Raw genomic sequence first — 18,448 nt, 5'->3', positions numbered from 1 at the left:
CACATTTCCCAAATCTCATTTAAGTAACTAAACTCTTAGACAATAGTGGCTCATAAGGGAGGCATACCCTCCCAAACCAAATGAAAAAGCTTACGAATCGGCACTCTACACCAGAGAGGGTTTAATGAAATATTACTCAGTCCCCTTCTACAGAACTGCCTGCTTTGCCGCCGCCCTGAGCGCTTGTAGTGGCCTTGTATATGCTACAGACAAGAGCGATGAAACTGCAGAGATATATCGCCCCTCGATCACTAACAGCAGCTGGGAAGATACCGTCCGGTCACCCAGTGTCTACGAGCAGCCTTACAAGGTCTCCCTGTTCAGCGCAGAACACGGAGAGGACAGTGATCGTCTCTGGTCACAGACCAAGTCGGTTGCAGCCTACGGCGTAGCCTTCGCCGGTTTTCTGGCCCTTCTCCCCTCCTCTATCACCAACTGGGACAAGAGTGGTGAGAAATTACACAAAAAATGGTGGGACAATGTAAGTAGTGGCCCGGTATGGGACAGAGACAACTTTACCATCAATTACATAGGTCACCCCTACTTTGGTGGCGTCTATTATCAGTCCGCAAGAAAATCCGGCTACCGTCAGTGGGATGCCTTTATGTACTCCTTCATGATGTCGACCTTCTATTGGGAGTATGGTGTCGAAGCCTTCGCCGAGGTGCCATCGATTCAGGATCTGGTCGTGACCCCGGTACTCGGCTGGGTCTATGGTGAATGGGCCTTCAACAAGGAGCGGGAGATCCGCCAACGGGGAGGAACAGTATGGGGTTCTGAAGCCTGGGGAGATACGGCGCTGTTTTTTTTAGACCCCATCGACTCACTGGGAAGAGGGGTCAACATCCTGTTTGACGACGACATCGTCAAGGCCGGTACAGGTTACCTCTCGATGAGAGAGGTGCCGCTCGACAATGGTCAGATCGATAAACAGCTCCAGTTTCAGGTGCAATACGCCATAGGAGCGGGTGAAGCTACAGAGGGGGTCAGTCGTCACTCCAAAGCTAGCGATAAGGCTTCATCAGCAGAAGACCCGGTCGATTATAGCATTGTGGGCCTCTCTATTGGCAGCAGTTATATGTCACCGACAGAGGAGTGGGGCCTTGAAAGTGGCTGGGCACCCAGTGCCAGCGTAGGGCTCTACTTTACCCGCAGCTTTTCAACCAGGTTAAGCTACGCCCGCGGAAAGCTAACCGACAAGCGAACGGGAGAAAGCACAACCTTCGAGAACTACAGCTTCGACGGCCAGTACTACCTCAATGGCCAAAATAGATTGAGGCCCTTTCTGACGTTCGGTTTAGGCGAGTCTTTAATAGAGTTAGACAGGGAGAAAAAAACCTTTCAGGTCAATGGTGGAGCCGGCCTGCACTACCGCTTGACTCCCAATTGGGCACTACAGCTGGACTGGCGTTATTTCTATAGCGCTAAATTGTCCTCCGGGGACCAGCTGACCGTTGGGCAGTTGGTCTATCGCTTCGGCAGCGGGGAGAGCTGGTTATGACTCTGTAGCCTTGATTAGCCATAAACGGGTATAATTCAGCGAATGAGTCTGGCTGAGTAATTGAGTCAGTTTATGTAATAGATGATGAGAGTTTACAGAGATGGCAAGAACCGCTGCTGCACTGCACATATTGGTCAAACACAAAGAGCAGGCCGAAGATATTATTAAGCAATTGAAAAAAGGCGCTAAGTTTGATGTGTTGGCCAAGAAGCACTCAACCTGCCCATCGGGTAAGAAGGGGGGCAGCCTGGGTGAGTTCAAGAAGGGGCAGATGGTGCCTCAATTCGATAAAGTCTGCTTCACCGGTGAGCTAATCACTCCGCACTTAGTAAAGACAAAGTTCGGCTGGCATGTGATAAAAGTGCTTTACCGGACTTAAGGTTCTAGGTTGATGTGACCCATGTAGGAGCGGCTTTAGCCGCGAAGCTTTTGAGGTTCGAGATTCTAGGCTCTAGGTCCAGATTCAAGCTAGGAGGTTCGAGTCCGGCCTAAGGCCTTCGAGAACAAGCATTTTCTCTTCCTAGCAGACAACTTATTTGCGCACTCTCAAGGAACTTGTTCCCGCTCTCGTAACTCGAAGCTTAACGAGCCACTTTCTTTGTCTCCGCTCCTCTTCAGCTTTAAAAACCAGCAACCATTCTATTAATTAGAACAAACTCCGCCTTTTTTTCTACTTTTTCACCCAACTCAATATCGGTAAGATCCGCCTCTCGCTGAGCCCTTCAGCACGCGTAAATTGAAGATGAATTAACAGAGTGAAAAGGCGTTAACATGATTTTCAAGAGAGTCGACCACGTAGAACTGGTTCCCAAAGATCCCCACATCACCATAGGCTTCTTCGTTAATATCCTGGGCTTCAAGATAAAGAACCGAACCAAGGTTGATCTGCCCCCCATGGAGGAAGTTATCTTTCTTGAGTTGGGCGACACAGTCGTTGAGATCATCTCTGCGAAAGAGCCCGAGCAGGTATCGGAAGCTCCATGGCAGGTTGGTTACCGGGCCTTAGCGCTCGAGGTTGAAGATATGAGCAAAGCGGTGAACTACCTTAAGGCTAAGGGCATCCCCATGGCCGTCGATCCTGTCGATCTGGGCGGCTCCTACCGCGCAGAGATAAGAGATCCTAACGGACTGATTATCGAGCTCAGACAGTGGAAGTAGCGTTCGCTTACAAGATAGATGCTGTACGAACATATTAGGGGGAGCAAAATAGAGCCTACTGAACAGCATCGGTCTGGCTCTACCCTTCCCCTTCATTCAATGGCTTCTAAGCCCCCTGCAGGCAATAACATCAGGCTCCCCTTGCTAAACCATAACCGATGACACCCACATACCTGTTCCGATAAAAAAGGTCATTAACGGGGTTTAGGTTCGGGATTAACCATTTTTAGACTAGGTATCACCATGTAATACCTCTTTAGCTTGATTAACATTAACGTCAGAAAAAGCTGAGTATATTCAACCGATGACAAGCGCTTCGATACTCCTTCCCATTATCAAATATCGACTGGCTAAGCCAAAAGGAGCTTTCTATGGACAAAAAACATGTTGCAGTCATTGGTGCTGCGGGTCAGGTTGGTACGCCACTGACCAAGGGCCTGCTCTCATTAGGGCACAAGGTCACCATCATCTTTCGCGCCCGCAATGCACAAAACAGTGTCAAATTAACTGAGTTTGAAGCGCTGGGAGCAAGACTTATCGAGTGTCCGGATATGAAAGATCTGCATGCTCTGACAAAGGCCCTTCGAGGGGTTGATACCTTCGTCGTCAGCGTACCCGGCTCTAAGGAGAACATTCAGGATTTTGAACCTCTTTGGCTTGAGGCGGCAGTGAAAGCCGGCGTAAAACGGTTTGTCCCCACGGAGTTTGGCGCTCATACCCAGGCACTTGAGATGGGGGATGGAGAGGTCTTCGACCAGAAGAAACGCTTTCACGATCTACTCTTAAACTCAGGCCTTGATTGGACCCTGTTCTACAACGGTGGCATCTTCGACTACTTCCTGCCAAATCTACGTTTTTTCAGCAAGATAACTACATTCGGCAACATGGATATTCCTATCTATACCCACGATATAGAGGATATCGGCTACCTGGCCGCCATGGCGGTAACCGACGAGCGCACCGTGAATAGATGTGTTCAGCTCGATTACAACACCTTGACTCAGAACGAGATGTTAGCCCAGCTCAAACAGAACTGGCCAGATCACCCGTTTGAGTATGAGCACTTCACCAGCGAATATATCATTGAGCAGAAGGAGCACTCGGGTGATGAGGTGACTGCAAAGAAAGGGGCTGAAACCGACAAAGAGCGTTGGGGCATCAACTATGTCATCTATGTCGTCGACAAGCTTGCTGCGTTCACCGAACAGACATTAGCGGCAAGTCAACTCTACCCCGACTACATGTGTAAACGTCCTGAGGATGCGCTTAAGGATGCAAAATTTATCTTCGAAGATGAATAGCTGACAATTTCGAGATAATCTGCGGATTATCTCTTTTTACATTTTGATGAGCTCCCTCCGACTTTTAGCCTCTGAAACTGTCTCACGCGAAAGCTCTGAACACCAAAAGAAATAGCTCCTATTATGAATACTTGGTTAACCCTACTGCCTCCCAGTCTGGCAATATTGCTGGCGATTACCACAAGACAGGTCTATGTGGCGATTTTTGCTGGCATAGCAACAGGTTCTATTTTGATTTCACAGGAGCCGTTGACCGGCTTAGCAAACAGCTTTAACGCAATAGCGAATACCTTTCACTCCCCCTCAGCGGTCAAGAGCCTTATCTTTATCTTGCTAATAGGTGGCATCATCAATGTCATGAAACAGTCCGGCGGTGTGGATGCGCTAATCTTCCAGCTGTCAAATAAAGGAAAGCTGATAAAATCGAAATCGAGTGCCCAACTGGTCACCTTCTCGTTTGGTTTCTTGATGTGTCTGGAAGGGGTAGGCTCTATGATGCTGGTCGGCCTTGTAGGACGGCCACTATTTAGTAAATTTAAAATCTCGCGGGAGAAGCTGGCATTTGTTGCCAATAGTACAGGCTCTCCCCTGGCATGGCTGATGCCCTTCAGTGGCGCGGGGGTTTTTCTTGTCAGTCTAATCACTGCCCAGGTGGAAAACGGCACCTTAACCGATAAGCCTATCACCTATGTTTTTGCCGCCTTGCCTTACCAATTCTACTGCATATCGATATTGGCTTTGGTGCCTATAATGGCGTTTAGCAAGCGTGACTTCAACCCTGTCACTCCAACAACAGCCGACTCAACATCCAGCTCGTTTGAGCCACCACAAACCGGAATAACCGCTATCATACTGCCTATCAGCTTACTGTTAACCTCGATTGGTACCATCGCCTTCACAACCGGCAAGGGCAATATTCTGGCTGGAGATATAGGTTCGGCAATCTATTGGAGTGGCTTCATCTCCCTTATCGGCTCCGGTATCTACTTCCGCATGACAGGTGTCAATGCGCAGAGGTATATTGAGTGGTGTATTCAGGGAATGCAACAGATGTTGCCCGCGGTCATCATACTGGTGTTAGCCTTCTCCCTGAGTGATATAACATCACAGCTGGGAACCGGAGAGTACCTAGCGGGTTTGATATCAGCCGGGCTTCCGGCTTGGCTGGTGCCGGCGTCGATTTTTGTAATCTCTATATTGATCTCATTTTCAACAGGCAGCTCCGGTGCCACCGTGAGTATTATGACACCGATCATTATCCCTCTCGTTATAGGTATCGATATACCAGTGCCTCTCGCAATAGCGGCACTGATCTCAGGCGCTGTGTTTGGCGATCAAAGCTCCCTCATTTCAGACTCTGTCATCGTGGCCTCAACGGCGGCCGACTGTCCGCCACAGCGCCACTTTATGACTCAGTTACCCTATACTTTGGCTATGGCTTTACTTTCACTCACATTATATCTGGTCGTTGGATTTAACACTCAGATTTAAACACTTATATGCAAATGCTCAGGTTTAATCTCACTAAAACAAAACAAAAAGAAAATCAGCATGTAGCGGAGTCGCAGTTTCAATATGAAAATTCCAGAAGTAAACTTTAACTATCGCAAGTCGGCCAGCCGTGAAATTGAGGTCATAGACTTAGAGGAACTCTATGGGCGGAATCACAGCGACTCTCATCATCCCGGTGTGCCTCACAGAATACACTTCAATAACCTGATCTACATCGAGGAGGGTGAAGGTACTCACCTAATCGATTTTGTTAACTACCCCTATCAATCAGGCGCATTTATCTTCGTTCAAAAAAACCAGGTTCATGCATTTGATTTTAAAAATAAGCCTAAGGGAAAATTGCTGATATTCACTCAGGCATTTATCGATCAGGCATTGATGAATATGAGGCTATCGGACTTCACTCCGACACATCTGGCTTACTCCTATCAACCGGTTTTCTTCCCCGGTCCAGAGGTCATGAGCAGCAGTGAAAAGTTACTGAGCGAGATAGATAAAGAGTTGATACATCCGCAGTCTAACCCCTTAATCGTCATGTTTCTCTTCTCTTCACTGTCGTTGATGCTGCATAGGGTCATGCCGGAAAACCAACATGACAGGTTAAACAAAGATCAACAAGCTAAATTCACCGGTTTTATCGAACTGCTCGAGCAAAACTTCCACCGCACCCGGGATGCCATCTACTACGCAGATAAGCTGCATACTACCTACAAAACTCTGAATCAGATCTGCAAGATGGCCACCAGCCAGACCGCTAAGCAGCTCATAGACGCTCATACCATCTTAGAGGCCAAACGTCGGCTCATCCTGGACGGCCTTCCCACTCAACAGCTTGCCTATGATTTCGGCTTCGAAGACGCCAGCAACTTCGTAAAATACTTTAAGAAACATACCCTGCTCACCCCTTCTCGCTTCCAGAAGCAATTTAAAGGTGCGTAATTGACCATTTTTAGGCCAGCTCTCACCATGTAACTGTTACCAGTTTTCATTACAATTTTCTCACACTAACGAGAGGAAGTTATGATGAAAAAAAGTATTTCTACGGCCTTAGCTACGACGGTTCTGTTTTGCGCGGCGTGCTCCAGCCCGGTTACAGTTGAGGAGAAGAACATTAGCCTGTCAAACAAAGGCAAGGCTGTTGCCCTGCTTAACAGCATAGAAACCGGCGACAGAGAAGCAGTGGGTTATGTCAACCCAGACAAATATATCCAACATAACCTGGCTGTTGCCGATGGCTTAGCAGGATTCGGAGCTCTGCTTCAGGCGCTACCTAAAGGCAGCGCCAAAGTCGATGTGAAGCGTGCCTTTCAGGATGGTGACTATGTATTTACCCATACCGACTATAATTTCTTTGGTCCAAAAGTGGGTTTCGATCTATTCCGATTCGAAGATGGTTTAATCGTAGAGCACTGGGACAACCTGACAGAAAAAGCTGCGCCAAACCCAAGTGGTCGCACTCAACTCGATGGCCCGACACAAGCTAAAGACTTAGCTAAGACAAAGCAAAATAAGGCATTAGTTGCCGACTTTGTCGACACGATTTTAGTCAAGGGCGACTTTAGCCAGCTTGGACGTTTTATCGACAAGGGGGAGGCTAACTATCTTCAGCACAATACGGCTATCGCCGACGGTTTGAGCGGACTGGGGAAGGCGTTAGAGGAGATGGCTAAGCAGGGCATCAAGATGGCCTATACCAAAAACCATATCGTACTAGGTGAAGGGAACTTCGTACTCAGCATCAGCGAAGGAAGCTTCGGCGGTCAACACGTCTCCTTCTACGATCTGTTCCGTGTAGATAATGACAAGATTGTCGAACACTGGGACGTCATTGAGCCGATTCCAACCAAAGACAAGTGGAAGAATAATAACGGAAAGTTTGGTTTTAAAGACTCAATAAAGTGATCTTAGCAATAACAAGTTCCCCCTTATACTGATAGGTATTTAAAGCCACTAGCGATGCCCCAAGGCAAGGCACAAAAAACGAACCTTAACGGGTTCGTTTTTTTTAGCCTTTGCCTGCCTCTATTCACAAGCACACATGGCAGATTGTTCACAGGGCGCCGCCGCGGCGACCATACACATCCCCCCCTTCTTACCCGTACCGACACACCAGGCATTACAGTCGAAGGTGTCCGGATGTCCTATGTCATCTTTATGAGCGTGAAGAACATCTTTACCCGGATTAGACTCAACCAACAGACCGTTTGGCAGGCAGGCCTCACCAAACACCCTGCCATTAGGCACACCGTTCTCATCCGTGCCGATATGACACCCGGCGACACCCGGGGCCACGCCATCACTATCTTTCCACCAGCTCTTCTGTCCCGACATCCAGTCTGCGGGTTTAAACTCGAAGGTGCCTTTAGCACCCGGCATATCCTTAGCACCGCTCGAAGGTGCCCCCTCATGGTGCCCGGCAAATACACTGATAGGAAGCGCCAGAGCAGCGAGCAGGACGATACGTTTAACATTCTTAATAAGATTCATCACTTAGGTACCTTTTAATAAAATGTTTTCATCACTGATTAAACAGGCTGGAACACCTAGATACGACTAATCGATTAATACCTGTGCCATGGTCGGGCCGAAGCAAACACAACATAGCGACAGGCAGATAAAATTAAAACTCCACACCGAAGTTAGCAGCCACTAATTAACTCTTCCAGTTTATGAGTACCTGGCGTTAAAGGGCTGCTCTACAGGGCCATAGCGGATAAGGGCAGCACATTAATGGAAGTGAAAACAGCAAGGAGTAGAGCATCTGGCCCATCACGCAAGTTAACGCCACTCCTTATTAATTTGCATCACTCTCTACAATTGAGGTTGACGTTGCTCCCCCCCTCGCGGCTAAGCTCGTTAAGTTAGGGGAGAAAGAGACTGGATAGTCACTATCGTTGTAAATCACTTAACAAGCATGACAACAAAGGTGTTAACTCACTCGGGTCGCTGTTTCCAATCCGTCAGTAGCTGCATGATTTGATGAGAATCTTTCGCTGTCGCCGCCGGGCGTTGTAGTGAGTTTCTCCCCTGCTCTATGGCCTCAAGAACTAATCTGACCTGATATAAGAAACCGTTACCCTCTGCGGAAACGGTTACCGTCTCTTCATGCTGTTCATACTCAGTTATCACTAACCGGTTACCCTCAGACTCAGGTAGCCAGGGATTAGAAGCAAGCACTAAACTTCCCTTGCTGCCAAGCACCGTAAAGCCGGCATGCAGCCCATAATCTTCAGCCGTATGAAGCTGGCAGATAACACCATTGGAAAATTGAAGAGTGGCTGCCGACTCGCAGATATTGCCATCTTCGCCGACACGGCCAAATGCCGAGACATGGTAGCTGTCAAAAACAGTGTCTCCGAAAGCCTGTTGCATAACCAGGTGCATGAGTGACGCAGGGTAACAACCCAGGTTATACAGTGCCCCCTTACTTTCGGGGTTAACGAACTGAGATATGGCGGCGCAGTACTCTCCCTTGATGGAACGAATATCACCAATAGTCCCCGCACGGATCACCTCACGCACCTTTACGGCGAGCGGGTGCGTGAGGTACATCAGGCCCTCGGCGAAAAATACACCATGCTTCTCAACGGCGGCCAACGCTTCGCGGGTTTTCTCCATGTCGATTGATAACGACTTCTCACACACAATAGCCTTACCAGCATTAGCCGCCTTGACTACAAATTCATGATGGAGATGGTTAGGTAACGCGATGTAGATGATATCTACCGCATCATCTTTAATCAGGGCATCATAATCCCTATACACCTGCTCTATTTCGTACTTTTCGGCAAAGGCAACTAAGGGAGCTTCAGAACGTCCCGCCACAGAATAGAGTTCTGAGCCCCCCTCTTCGATGATGGCATCGGCCATAACCCCGGAGATAAAGCTGGTACCTAAAATCCCCCAATTCAACCTCTTTCTCATGGTTTACCTCTCCGCTGTCAGTATCTGGCTTTCAAACGCCTGAACAAGATCTGTTAAGCCTGACTGAATAAATCTCTGAGTATGTTCGGCCTGAAAGTGTTGTTCGAAGGCGGCTTTATCTTCATAACGTTCCCAGAAGATGAATCGGCGAGGGTTGTCTTTATCTTGCAGTGGAACAGCCATGGAACACCCGGCCTCACTGTTCATGCCTTCACAAAAGGTATGAATGGCCTCTATAGCCGTTTCGAGATCGACATCAGGTTTGATGCGCAGTTCTGCTGTAATAAATAAGCCTTGTTCAAACATATTATTTGTAAGTTAACCCAAAGAAGTGATCAGATAATGAGGTAGCAATTTAATTGAAACCGCCAGGTTGATAAACTACCATCCAGTTCATTCTTTAAAAACTATAGGTTGTTAATGTGGATAGACTGAAAAGCATGCAGGTGTTTGTCAGTGTGATACAACACGGCAGCTTCTCTCACGCCGCCACAGAGTTTGCCGTCACCTCGACCATGATTGGAAAACACATTAAGTTTTTAGAAGCCCACCTGGGAACCAGACTAATCAACCGTACCACTCGCAGACAATCATTAACCGAAACCGGGCAGCTCTACTACCTGGAATGTAAACGAATTCTGGATGATATAGCCGAAGCCGAAAATAGTCTGCAGACATTAGAAAATATGCCCAGAGGCAAGGTACGCATTAACTCGCCGGTCACCTTCGGTAATATTGTACTTGCGCCGATAGTGGCTGATTTTCTGCAGCAATACCCCGACATCAATATTGAGCTGACATTGGATAACGACTTAATCGATCCTCTGCATGAGCCGGTAGATGTGGTGTTCCGCATAGGTGAACTTGCCAGTTCAACCCTAATAGCCCGTAAGCTTGCCGTCTATGAGATGGTATTTTGTGCTTCACCGGATTATCTCGCCAAACACCAAGCTCCGCTTTCGTTGACAGATTTAATTGAACATCAATGTCTTGGCTTCAGCTATGGTGATATTCAGGCGAGTCTGGCACTGCAACTCGACACACGGGCCTTTGACCAACAGCACTCAAGACTGACCTCGAACAGTGGTCAGGCGTTGAAAGTCGCGGCATTAAAAGGGGCGGGCATAATACTTCAGCCACGTTTGCTGTTATCGGGAGAGTTAATGCGGGGAGAGTTGATCCAGGTCCTGGGTCATCAAGTCCCTAAGCCGGCTCCTGTACACATTATGTATAAGAGCAAGGCGCTGCCATTGAAAACGCGAGTCTTCATCGAGTTCGTTATGGCTGCGCTCAACCGCTCATAACGTCAGTCGGTATCAAGCTTGCTCTAATTCAGCCAACACATCGCAGGCCTGTTTGTAGATGTCGCCGGAGCCTTTTAACCAGTGGATCTTGCCGCCGTGCTTTTCGATTCGTCTGAACCAGGTTTCCTGACGTTTAGCGTATTGACCTATCGCGGTATTTAGCCTGTCGAACATCTCCTCATAACCTATCTGACCCGCTATATATTGGCTGACGAAGCGATACTCCAGGCCATAATATTCCAGCTGCTCGTGTGATACGCCGTTATCCAGCAGCCCCTGCACCTCCTCGACCATCCCCTGTTCCAGGCGCTCCTTCAACCTGATCTTGATTCGCTTTCGCAGCACTTTTCTGTCCCATTGAATGCCGAAATAGAGGGGCCTGATCTCGGGAAGAACCTTAGCCGGCTTTGGGGCGGCCTCTCTGTGTTTTGCTATTTCGATGGCGCGGTAGAGCCTGGGCCTCACCGTCAGGTCGATTTTTTCATATTGAGCGGCATCGAGTTCCTTAAGCAGGTTCTGAACCTGCTCCAATGGCAGTTGATCCAGCTCGGCCCTGAGCGCTAAGTCTTTATCTAACTGAACAAATTCATAGCCGGAAACCACGGCATCGACATATAAGCCCGTTCCACCGACGAGAATCGGCTGTTTATTGCGGGACTCAATATCTTTAAAAGCCTCGAAGAAATCTTTTTGAAATTGGAAGGCGTTGTACTCATGGGCGGGCTCAACAATATCGATAAGGTGATGGGGCACCTCACCATATTCGGCCAGGTCCTTACCCGAACCGATATCCAGCCCCCTATAAACCTGCCTGGAATCGGCTGAGATGATCTCACCATTGAGTGCTCTGGCAAGCTCAACACCCAGGCGGGTTTTCCCCGAGGCCGTAGCACCAATGACCAGAATAAGGTTGAAGTTTTTCATAAAGAGGCTGTATCCAGTAACAGGCAATGGGTGAGAGTATCGAAATTTTACCTTAGCGCCGCAGAGGCGCCAACAGGATTCTGCTTAAGAGTGGTAAAACTATGGGCCGATAACGCTTGTTAAGATAATTAGCGACCCGTATATCAATAGCGGCAACCACCCGAATAGCGAGCGGCAACCGCTACGTTCGATAAACGCCTATATACTGATAGCCGTCTCTAAGGCGACACTCATCATCTCGTTGAAAGACTTCTGCCTGTCTTCGGAGCTGAGCTTCTCACCACGTTTAATATGATCCGATACCGTGAGTATGGTGAGCGCCTTGGCATCTAACTCGGCGGCCACACCGTAGATCCCCGCCGCTTCCATATCCACAGCCATGATCCCCATATCCTCCATCTTGGCGAACAGTTCGGGCTGAGGCGTATAGAAGAGATCCGCCGAGAAAATATTACCCACACGCACCGACACATTCTGCTCGCGAGCCTTGCTCACGGCCGTCTCCAGCAGATGATAATCTGCGATAGCAGCAAAATCATGGTCGCTGAACCTCATGCGGTTGGTTTTGGAATCGGTGGATGCCCCCATGGCGATCACCACATCCATCATATTTACATCGTCACGCACGGCTCCACAGCTGCCGATACGAATGACATTCTTCACATCAAACTCACTGATTAACTCATGGACATAGATGCAGCATGAGGGGATCCCCATACCGTGACCCATGACCGAAATAGTAGAGCCTTTGTATGTCCCGGTAAAACCTAACATGCCACGAACATCACAGACCTGCTTAGCATTCTCCAGGTAAGTGTCGGCAATATATCTGGCGCGCAAAGGATCGCCGGGCATGAGTATGGTTTCGGCAAAATCACCGGGATTAGCATTAATGTGGGGAGTCGGCATAACAAATTCCTTATTGCTTTAGTTGACGATGACCTGAGTGAGAAGCATGAGGGCGTCAATCGAGCTTAGTGAAACAGACTTTAGACACGGGGTGACTTCTACTCACATTTACATTAAATACTAGTTAATTATTACGAGTTTGCGCTTATTGTTTCCCTAAACCTGAAAGTAAAAGCTGAGGCTCTGTAGACAAAGCTCTACGAGTTAGGAATAAAAGTGTCGGCGCTTAGATTAAGAAGTGAAAATGGACACTAGTGTGAAGCTAGTGTGAAGTTCGAGGTCGTAAATAGCAGTTGGCACCGCCATAACCGAGTATGAGTCAGGGCTGAGTTAACTCACTCAAGGCAGACGGTGCCGAATCTTGTAAACTAAAAACACCGGCACTGAAAGACAGCTGAACGGATCATTAAGGTATCCGGAGCTCCGGTTTAGTTAGCATGCGGCACAAGTACTTATTGATGCTCTGCCACATCCAGGGTCTGCCCATGCATCTCCCCCTTAACCGCCAGTTCATAGACTTTTGCCGTATCGGCCGCCGAAATCCCCCACTCGGGATCCATCCCCATCATCACCATGGTCTCTTTAACGAACGCCGGTGCAATAACATTCAGCCTCAGCTGATCGAATTCCAGTGCCGCAGCCTTCACAAAGCTCTCCAGGGCACCGTTAGCCATGCTGATCGATGCACTGCCCGGCATAGGCTGACGTGACAGGACACCGGAAGTCAGGGTAATTGAACCACCTTGACTAATATGATCGCGCCCGATTCTCAATAGATTAACCTGCCCCATCAGCTTGTTGTTCAGGGCAAGCTCAAAGTCCTGATCACTGTGTGCCTCCAGTGGAACGAAGTTTGCCAGACCTGCCGCCGACACCAGGGCGTCCACCCGCCCCACCTGCTCAAACATCTTTTTAATCGACTCTTTATCGCCGAGATCGACGGTAACATCCCCATCCTTATAGTTAGCCGTGATCAGCTCATTATCACCGGATAAACGCTTATATACCGCCTTACCTATGGTGCCGCTCGCACCGATTATAAGAATTTTCATACTCTCTCCAGTCACATTCATCTGTTTTTAAACCGGGTATCGTTTCGATATCGGTTAGCTTGTCTTACAGCTTATACCTGTGATTAAATATGAAAAATAACCTTCAGATGAATTGAATTTTCTCATGAAGAGAAATATAGACCTTATCACCGCCATGAGGACATTCCTCATAGTGGTCGAACGACACAGCTTCAGCGCCGCTTCCCGGGAGCTTAACATCGTGGTCTCTGCCGTCAGCCGGCAGGTGGCGGATCTGGAAAAGCATTTCAACTGTCAACTGCTCTATCGCACCACAAGAGCCATGCACCTGACATCCGAGGGGGAACATTACCTGCGTCAGTTTCAGGAGATCATAGCCCGCCTTGATAATCTGGAGTCCTTCTCCCGCCATCGCGGCGAGCTCATTACCGGTCACCTTAAGCTCACCGCCCCCCAAAACAGCGCCCTTATCGGCTTTCAGGGAGCAATACAGGAGTTTTTGAGACTGCACCCTAAGGTGAAAATCTCCCTGTTACAGCTCAATCGCTATGTGGATCTGGTCGACGAAGGGGTCGACCTGGCATTGAGAGTGGGTGAACTACAGGACTCGAGCCTGGTCGCCCGTCCATTTGGTCAGTTCACCCTAAAATCTGTCGCCAGCCCGGAATACCTGAGGCTCCATGGCATCCCAGAACACCCCGATGAACTGGAAAAACACCGCTGCATCTCAGACAGCTCCAATCGCCAACCCGGACGATGGCAATATCGGGGATCAGGTAAAGAGTTTCAGATCCGGATCAGCGCCGATGTCGAAGTGAATAATGGCGAAATGGTGGCTCAATTTGCGGCGGCCGATCAGGGAATAGCCCAACTCCCCGACTTCCTGGTACAGAAACATATCGAAGAGGGCACTCTGGTGACAATTCTTGATGAGTTCACCATAGCCCCCATCCCTATGTATCTGGTCTACCCGGCCAAACAGATGAAAAGTCCGGCGCTGGAGGCACTGCTCGACTTCCTGCTTTAACGCGGATAAGAGCACTTATATTGCAGGATAACGCCGCCATAACCATCATCTCAACATCACTGATCCATTGGACGATTTTAAATGAGTTCATTAATGCCGTGATAGCGACAAACACCTATGAGAGTCAGGCAACTCTCACAGGTGTCATTAGTGAGTGCACTTTCAGAAACGGGATTTAATCATCACTATCATCCTCTAACTCAACTTTATGAGCGATCAACTCTCCTCCGTCCCTCATGCCTTTTACCTCAACATCATCGCCAATTTGCACAATTTCAAGGAACCCTGCCATAGAGATCAGACTATCTTCCACCTCAAAATGAGTCATGGAAGTGAATGACACCCTGAGCCCGGACACCAATAGTCCATTCTCCAGAATCTCTTCGACCTGCCCCCGAAACTCACTCATATGGTGTTCACCCCCTTCACCATCCCCATGTTCACCCTCAATTTCGACTCGAATCGCTACAACACCATCACCGGTTTCGATGACCTTAACCTCGAGTATCATTCCGTCAACCAGTTGCCCGAAGAAGGTTTCCCGCTCCATTTCCTCGCCAAAAGCTCCCTTAAACATAGTCTGATCATTGACGGTAACAGCAACACCGACAAGGGTAAAACCGGAATCGGTAATTGTATTCACGGGCCCTTTCAGCTCCACATAGGGGTGGTGTTCGTCCCGGTGATTCTCCCGCTCAATCTGTGAAGCGATATTATCGCCATCACTATCAACGAACCCTTTTACACTGACAAAATCTCCAACCATAATCGATTCGAAGTTAAAGAATCGCTCTTCATCATCTGACTCATCATGCATCTGCGTCTGGTCTGTAACATGAAAGAGCGTCTCGATAACTGTAATGGTTTTCATGTCCGGGTTCAGCGCCGTAACCTCACCTTCTACCCGCAGCTGGCTCGAATGGTGAATATGGATCTTTTCCGCAACGAGTCTGCCTTCCGCATCAAAACTTCCCTTAACCTTAACCCAGCTATCTATCGAGAGATCGTCTAAACCGCCATGTTCAACCTCTGTACTTTCATGGGCGATAACCACAATATTATTGACGACAAAATTCACACTCGAAGTGAACTCAGTGATCACTCCCTCTATATGGCTCAAATCTCCCTCTTCGTGCTCCTCAAACCTATGGAGCCGTTTAATATCTGAAACCGTCAATACACCATCGACCAAGGAGGTTAGGGCCCCCTTCACGCGAACCTGAACTCCGTTCACTAAATCGGCAGCTCCATTATCAAAACCATGAAACTCGGCCTGGCTGTAATCGACAATCAGATTGTTGAGAGTAAAGGTCTCATCTGAGCTATTGAGCCCAAAAACCTCACCTTGCACCCTAACGTACGCCTGTTCAATCGATTCCAGCTCGATTCTGGTTGCATGAAGCTCATTTTCTTGATTAAAAAAACCATGAACTTCCAGAAAGTCTCCCGGCTTTAACTCCTCTGGCACCAGGTTTTCCATGATAGTTAAATCATCATAGTGAATGACCTGCCCTAAGATGGTTATTATCTTTAACCCCAGGTCTATGCTTTCCAGTGGCCCCTTAATCTGTTCGTCGTACTCGATGGATTTCGCCGTACCGGTCACTCCACCATCATCTATGCTGCCTGAGAGTTCCACAAACATACCGAGCTGAAGATCGGACTCACTCCCACTCTCATCATCGTTAGAGATCTCTGCGCCACCAGTTTCATACTCCACGCCGTTGATAAACACACTACCGAACCCGGTAATAACACCTGAGGTAAAAGTCGTTTCAGGCGGCACACCTGTGACCGGAGGTTGGGGGGGCTCGGGCGGTGGAAGGGGCGTACCCCCACTGTCTCCGCCGCCACAGGAAACGAGTGCAAGCAGGGTAAGTAGATTGGCAAGTAAGTGTATAAAACGGAACTTCTTCATTAGACTATCCTCTTAACATGCCCAGAGGCCACGGCTTATAAGCCTTTTAGGTAAAGTTTAGCCAAGAGGTGAATTTCTGCTTCAAAGGTCAAAATAAAGGGGGAAATATTTAGCATCGCAGAAGTGTCGCCTGCTCTTTACCCTGAGGTCGCATGTCTCACATTTTCTTCAATTTCCCTCTCCATGAGAATAAGCCTCACACCAGTTTGACGCCACCTGGGATCACGACTATATGAAGTAGAAGCACTCAATAAAAGCGCCTCGACATAGGGCTTAACTCTATCCCCTGAACTCTGATTTTAAGTGGTTTTGAATATGTCTGAACTCAGTAATAAACAGATTGCAGAGCGGCTGCAGCACCTTACGACCTTAAGTATTGCCCTCAATGACATCAAGAACGTCAAGGTCCTGCTGGAGCGAATTCTGCAAACGGCAAAAAATATCACCAATGCCGACGGGGGCACCCTGTACCGGGTCAGTGCAGATAAACGCTTTCTCGAGTTTGATATCCTTATCAATGACTCTCTGGGACTCCATTTTGGTGGAACCGAAGAGAAAACGGAACAGATGAGGTCTATACCGCTATATCTGGACAGTGGTGAACCGAATCTGGAAGCGGTTGGTGCCTACGCCGCAAACCGCAAAGAGTCCGTCAATATCGAACATGTTTACGATACGCCCCTGTTCAACTTTTCGGGTATGCGAAAGTTCGATCAGTTCTATGGCTACCACTGCCAATCCCAGTTAACTGTTCCCATGCTGGATCATAACTCCGAGTTGGTCGGCGTACTGCAGCTGGTCAACTCCAAAGAACCTTTCTCTCATCAGGTTCAACCATTCTCAATGACGGATCAGGTATTTATCGAGGCGCTAACCTCTCAGGCGGCCATCGCCATCACCAATCAGGAACTGATATTACAACTGGAAAACCTGCTGGAATCTCTGGTGAATTTGATCAACATAGGGATCGATGAGAAATCCCCCAACACAGGCAGACACTGCCAACAGGTGCCCAAATTGACCATGATGTTGGCCGATGCAGTGCAGGAGACAGATGAGGGGGCATTGAAAGATTTCTCCATGTCGGAAAGCGAACGCTACGAGCTCTGGTTAGCCGGGATGCTACACGACTGCGGCAAGATAACCACCCCCGTACATGTCATCGAGAAAGCCACAAAGTTACAGACCATCTTCGACCGAATTCACCTCATCGATTCCCGCTTCGAGATCCTCAGACGAGATGTAGAGCTCCAGTTCCTGAAGCAGCAAGCCCTACATGGGCCATCGAAGCAGTTATCCCGGGAGCGGGAAGATAAACTTAAACAGTTCGAGCTTGATCGCACCTTTCTGGCTTATGCCAATATCGGCTGTGAGCGGATGAAAGATGAAGATCTGCAACGCGTCGCCTCCATAGCCAAATACACCTGGCAGGACAGTCAAGGTAACCCGCAAACACTTCTTACCGACGAGGAGGTCGAAAACCTGATGATCCCCGCCGGCACCCTGACCGGTGAGGAGCGCAAGATAATCAACAACCATATCTCTGTCACCATACGTATGCTGGAAACCTTGCCCTGGCCAAAACACCTGCAACACATCCCTGAATTTGCAGGGGGACACCATGAACGAATGGACGGTAAGGGCTACCCAAAGGGCCTAAGGGGAGAGGAGATGTCGGTACAGGCAAGAATAATGGCTATCGCAGATATCTTTGAAGCCTTAACGGCCAGAGATCGCCCATACAAGACCGGCAAAACCCTGTCTGAGTCTTTGCACATTCTGGGAAAATTCAGTTTAAACGGTCACATCGACCCCGAGCTGTTCCAGATCTTCGTCAAACAGAAAGTCTACCTGGATTACGCTCAGCAATTTATGGACAGTGCCCAAATCGATGAGGTCGATGAGGCTCTGCTTCCCGGCTTCTCCAAGCCTCAATAAG

17 protein-coding genes are annotated in these 18,448 nt (G+C 48.6%); 10 read left to right on the top strand and 7 right to left on the bottom strand.

The window, feature by feature from the left end:
* Positions 1–124 precede the first annotated feature (124 nt).
* The 7 genes from Q1B47_RS11310 (at position 125) to Q1B47_RS11280 (ending at position 7,374) form a co-directional block, all read left to right on the top strand.
* Complete coding sequence (locus Q1B47_RS11310) at positions 125–1,501, top strand: DUF3943 domain-containing protein (RefSeq protein WP_299793300.1); 1,377 nt, start codon at positions 125–127, stop codon at positions 1,499–1,501.
* 100 nt (positions 1,502–1,601) lie between these two features.
* Complete coding sequence (ppiC, locus tag Q1B47_RS11305; RefSeq protein WP_299793297.1) at positions 1,602–1,880, top strand: peptidylprolyl isomerase PpiC; 279 nt, start codon at positions 1,602–1,604, stop codon at positions 1,878–1,880.
* Between the two features lie 392 nt (positions 1,881–2,272).
* Positions 2,273–2,659: a VOC family protein gene (locus Q1B47_RS11300; RefSeq protein ID WP_299793294.1), complete on the top strand. Its 387-nt coding sequence runs from the start codon at positions 2,273–2,275 to the stop codon at positions 2,657–2,659.
* A gap of 371 nt (positions 2,660–3,030) precedes the next feature.
* On the top strand, positions 3,031–3,960 hold the full coding sequence (locus tag Q1B47_RS11295; RefSeq protein ID WP_299793291.1) for an aromatic alcohol reductase: 930 nt from the start codon (positions 3,031–3,033) through the stop codon (positions 3,958–3,960).
* A gap of 123 nt (positions 3,961–4,083) precedes the next feature.
* Positions 4,084–5,451 carry a Na+/H+ antiporter NhaC family protein gene (locus Q1B47_RS11290; protein ID WP_299793288.1) on the top strand — a complete coding sequence of 456 codons (1,368 nt, stop codon included), beginning with the start codon at positions 4,084–4,086 and terminating at the stop codon, positions 5,449–5,451.
* Between the two features lie 84 nt (positions 5,452–5,535).
* Complete coding sequence (locus tag Q1B47_RS11285; protein WP_299793285.1) at positions 5,536–6,411, top strand: helix-turn-helix transcriptional regulator; 876 nt, start codon at positions 5,536–5,538, stop codon at positions 6,409–6,411.
* Positions 6,412–6,495: 84 nt separating this feature from the next.
* Positions 6,496–7,374 (top strand): nuclear transport factor 2 family protein, encoded by an 879-nt coding sequence (locus tag Q1B47_RS11280; protein ID WP_299793282.1) that lies wholly within the window; start codon positions 6,496–6,498, stop codon positions 7,372–7,374.
* 120 nt (positions 7,375–7,494) lie between these two features.
* On the opposite strand, the gene Q1B47_RS11275 is transcribed toward Q1B47_RS11280, so the two are convergent.
* The 3 genes from Q1B47_RS11275 to Q1B47_RS11265 form a co-directional block, all read right to left on the bottom strand.
* Positions 7,495–7,959, bottom strand: coding sequence for a hypothetical protein (locus Q1B47_RS11275; protein ID WP_299793611.1), 465 nt, complete (start codon positions 7,957–7,959; stop codon positions 7,495–7,497).
* Between the two features lie 447 nt (positions 7,960–8,406).
* A complete protein-coding gene (locus Q1B47_RS11270; RefSeq protein WP_299793279.1) occupies positions 8,407–9,396 on the bottom strand; it encodes a Gfo/Idh/MocA family oxidoreductase in 990 nt (329 codons plus the stop codon).
* Positions 9,397–9,399: 3 nt separating this feature from the next.
* Positions 9,400–9,702: a putative quinol monooxygenase gene (locus Q1B47_RS11265; RefSeq protein ID WP_299793276.1), complete on the bottom strand. Its 303-nt coding sequence runs from the start codon at positions 9,700–9,702 to the stop codon at positions 9,400–9,402.
* 116 nt (positions 9,703–9,818) lie between these two features.
* Between Q1B47_RS11265 and Q1B47_RS11260 the strand changes: the two genes are divergently transcribed.
* Positions 9,819–10,700, top strand: a complete 882-nt coding sequence (locus Q1B47_RS11260) for a LysR family transcriptional regulator (protein ID WP_299793273.1) — start codon at positions 9,819–9,821, stop codon at positions 10,698–10,700.
* 12 nt (positions 10,701–10,712) lie between these two features.
* Here the strand turns inward: Q1B47_RS11260 and miaA are convergent, their stop codons facing one another.
* The 3 genes from miaA to Q1B47_RS11245 form a co-directional block, all read right to left on the bottom strand.
* Complete coding sequence (gene miaA / locus Q1B47_RS11255) at positions 10,713–11,624, bottom strand: tRNA (adenosine(37)-N6)-dimethylallyltransferase MiaA (protein WP_299793270.1); 912 nt, start codon at positions 11,622–11,624, stop codon at positions 10,713–10,715.
* A 198-nt stretch (positions 11,625–11,822) separates the two neighbouring features.
* Entirely contained in the window at positions 11,823–12,533 is a 711-nt protein-coding gene (deoD, locus tag Q1B47_RS11250) for a purine-nucleoside phosphorylase (RefSeq protein ID WP_299793267.1), read from the bottom strand.
* A gap of 452 nt (positions 12,534–12,985) precedes the next feature.
* Entirely contained in the window at positions 12,986–13,585 is a 600-nt protein-coding gene (locus Q1B47_RS11245) for a short chain dehydrogenase (RefSeq protein WP_299793264.1), read from the bottom strand.
* A gap of 124 nt (positions 13,586–13,709) precedes the next feature.
* Here Q1B47_RS11245 and Q1B47_RS11240 point away from each other — a divergent pair, with 124 nt between their 5' ends.
* Entirely contained in the window at positions 13,710–14,591 is an 882-nt protein-coding gene (locus tag Q1B47_RS11240) for a LysR family transcriptional regulator (protein ID WP_299793261.1), read from the top strand.
* A 175-nt stretch (positions 14,592–14,766) separates the two neighbouring features.
* Here the strand turns inward: Q1B47_RS11240 and Q1B47_RS11235 are convergent, their stop codons facing one another.
* On the bottom strand, positions 14,767–16,509 hold the full coding sequence (locus Q1B47_RS11235; protein WP_299793258.1) for a DUF5666 domain-containing protein: 1,743 nt from the start codon (positions 16,507–16,509) through the stop codon (positions 14,767–14,769).
* Between the two features lie 315 nt (positions 16,510–16,824).
* Between Q1B47_RS11235 and Q1B47_RS11230 the strand changes: the two genes are divergently transcribed.
* Positions 16,825–18,447 carry an HD family phosphohydrolase gene (locus Q1B47_RS11230; RefSeq protein WP_299793255.1) on the top strand — a complete coding sequence of 541 codons (1,623 nt, stop codon included), beginning with the start codon at positions 16,825–16,827 and terminating at the stop codon, positions 18,445–18,447.
* Position 18,448: the final 1 nt, after the last annotated feature.

Origin of the sequence: uncultured Shewanella sp., assembly GCF_947501225.1 — a bacterium.
GTDB lineage: Bacteria > Pseudomonadota > Gammaproteobacteria > Enterobacterales > Shewanellaceae > Shewanella.
The sequence above is the reverse complement of the archived record's forward strand: the minus strand, read 5'-3'. Positions and strand labels throughout refer to the sequence as shown.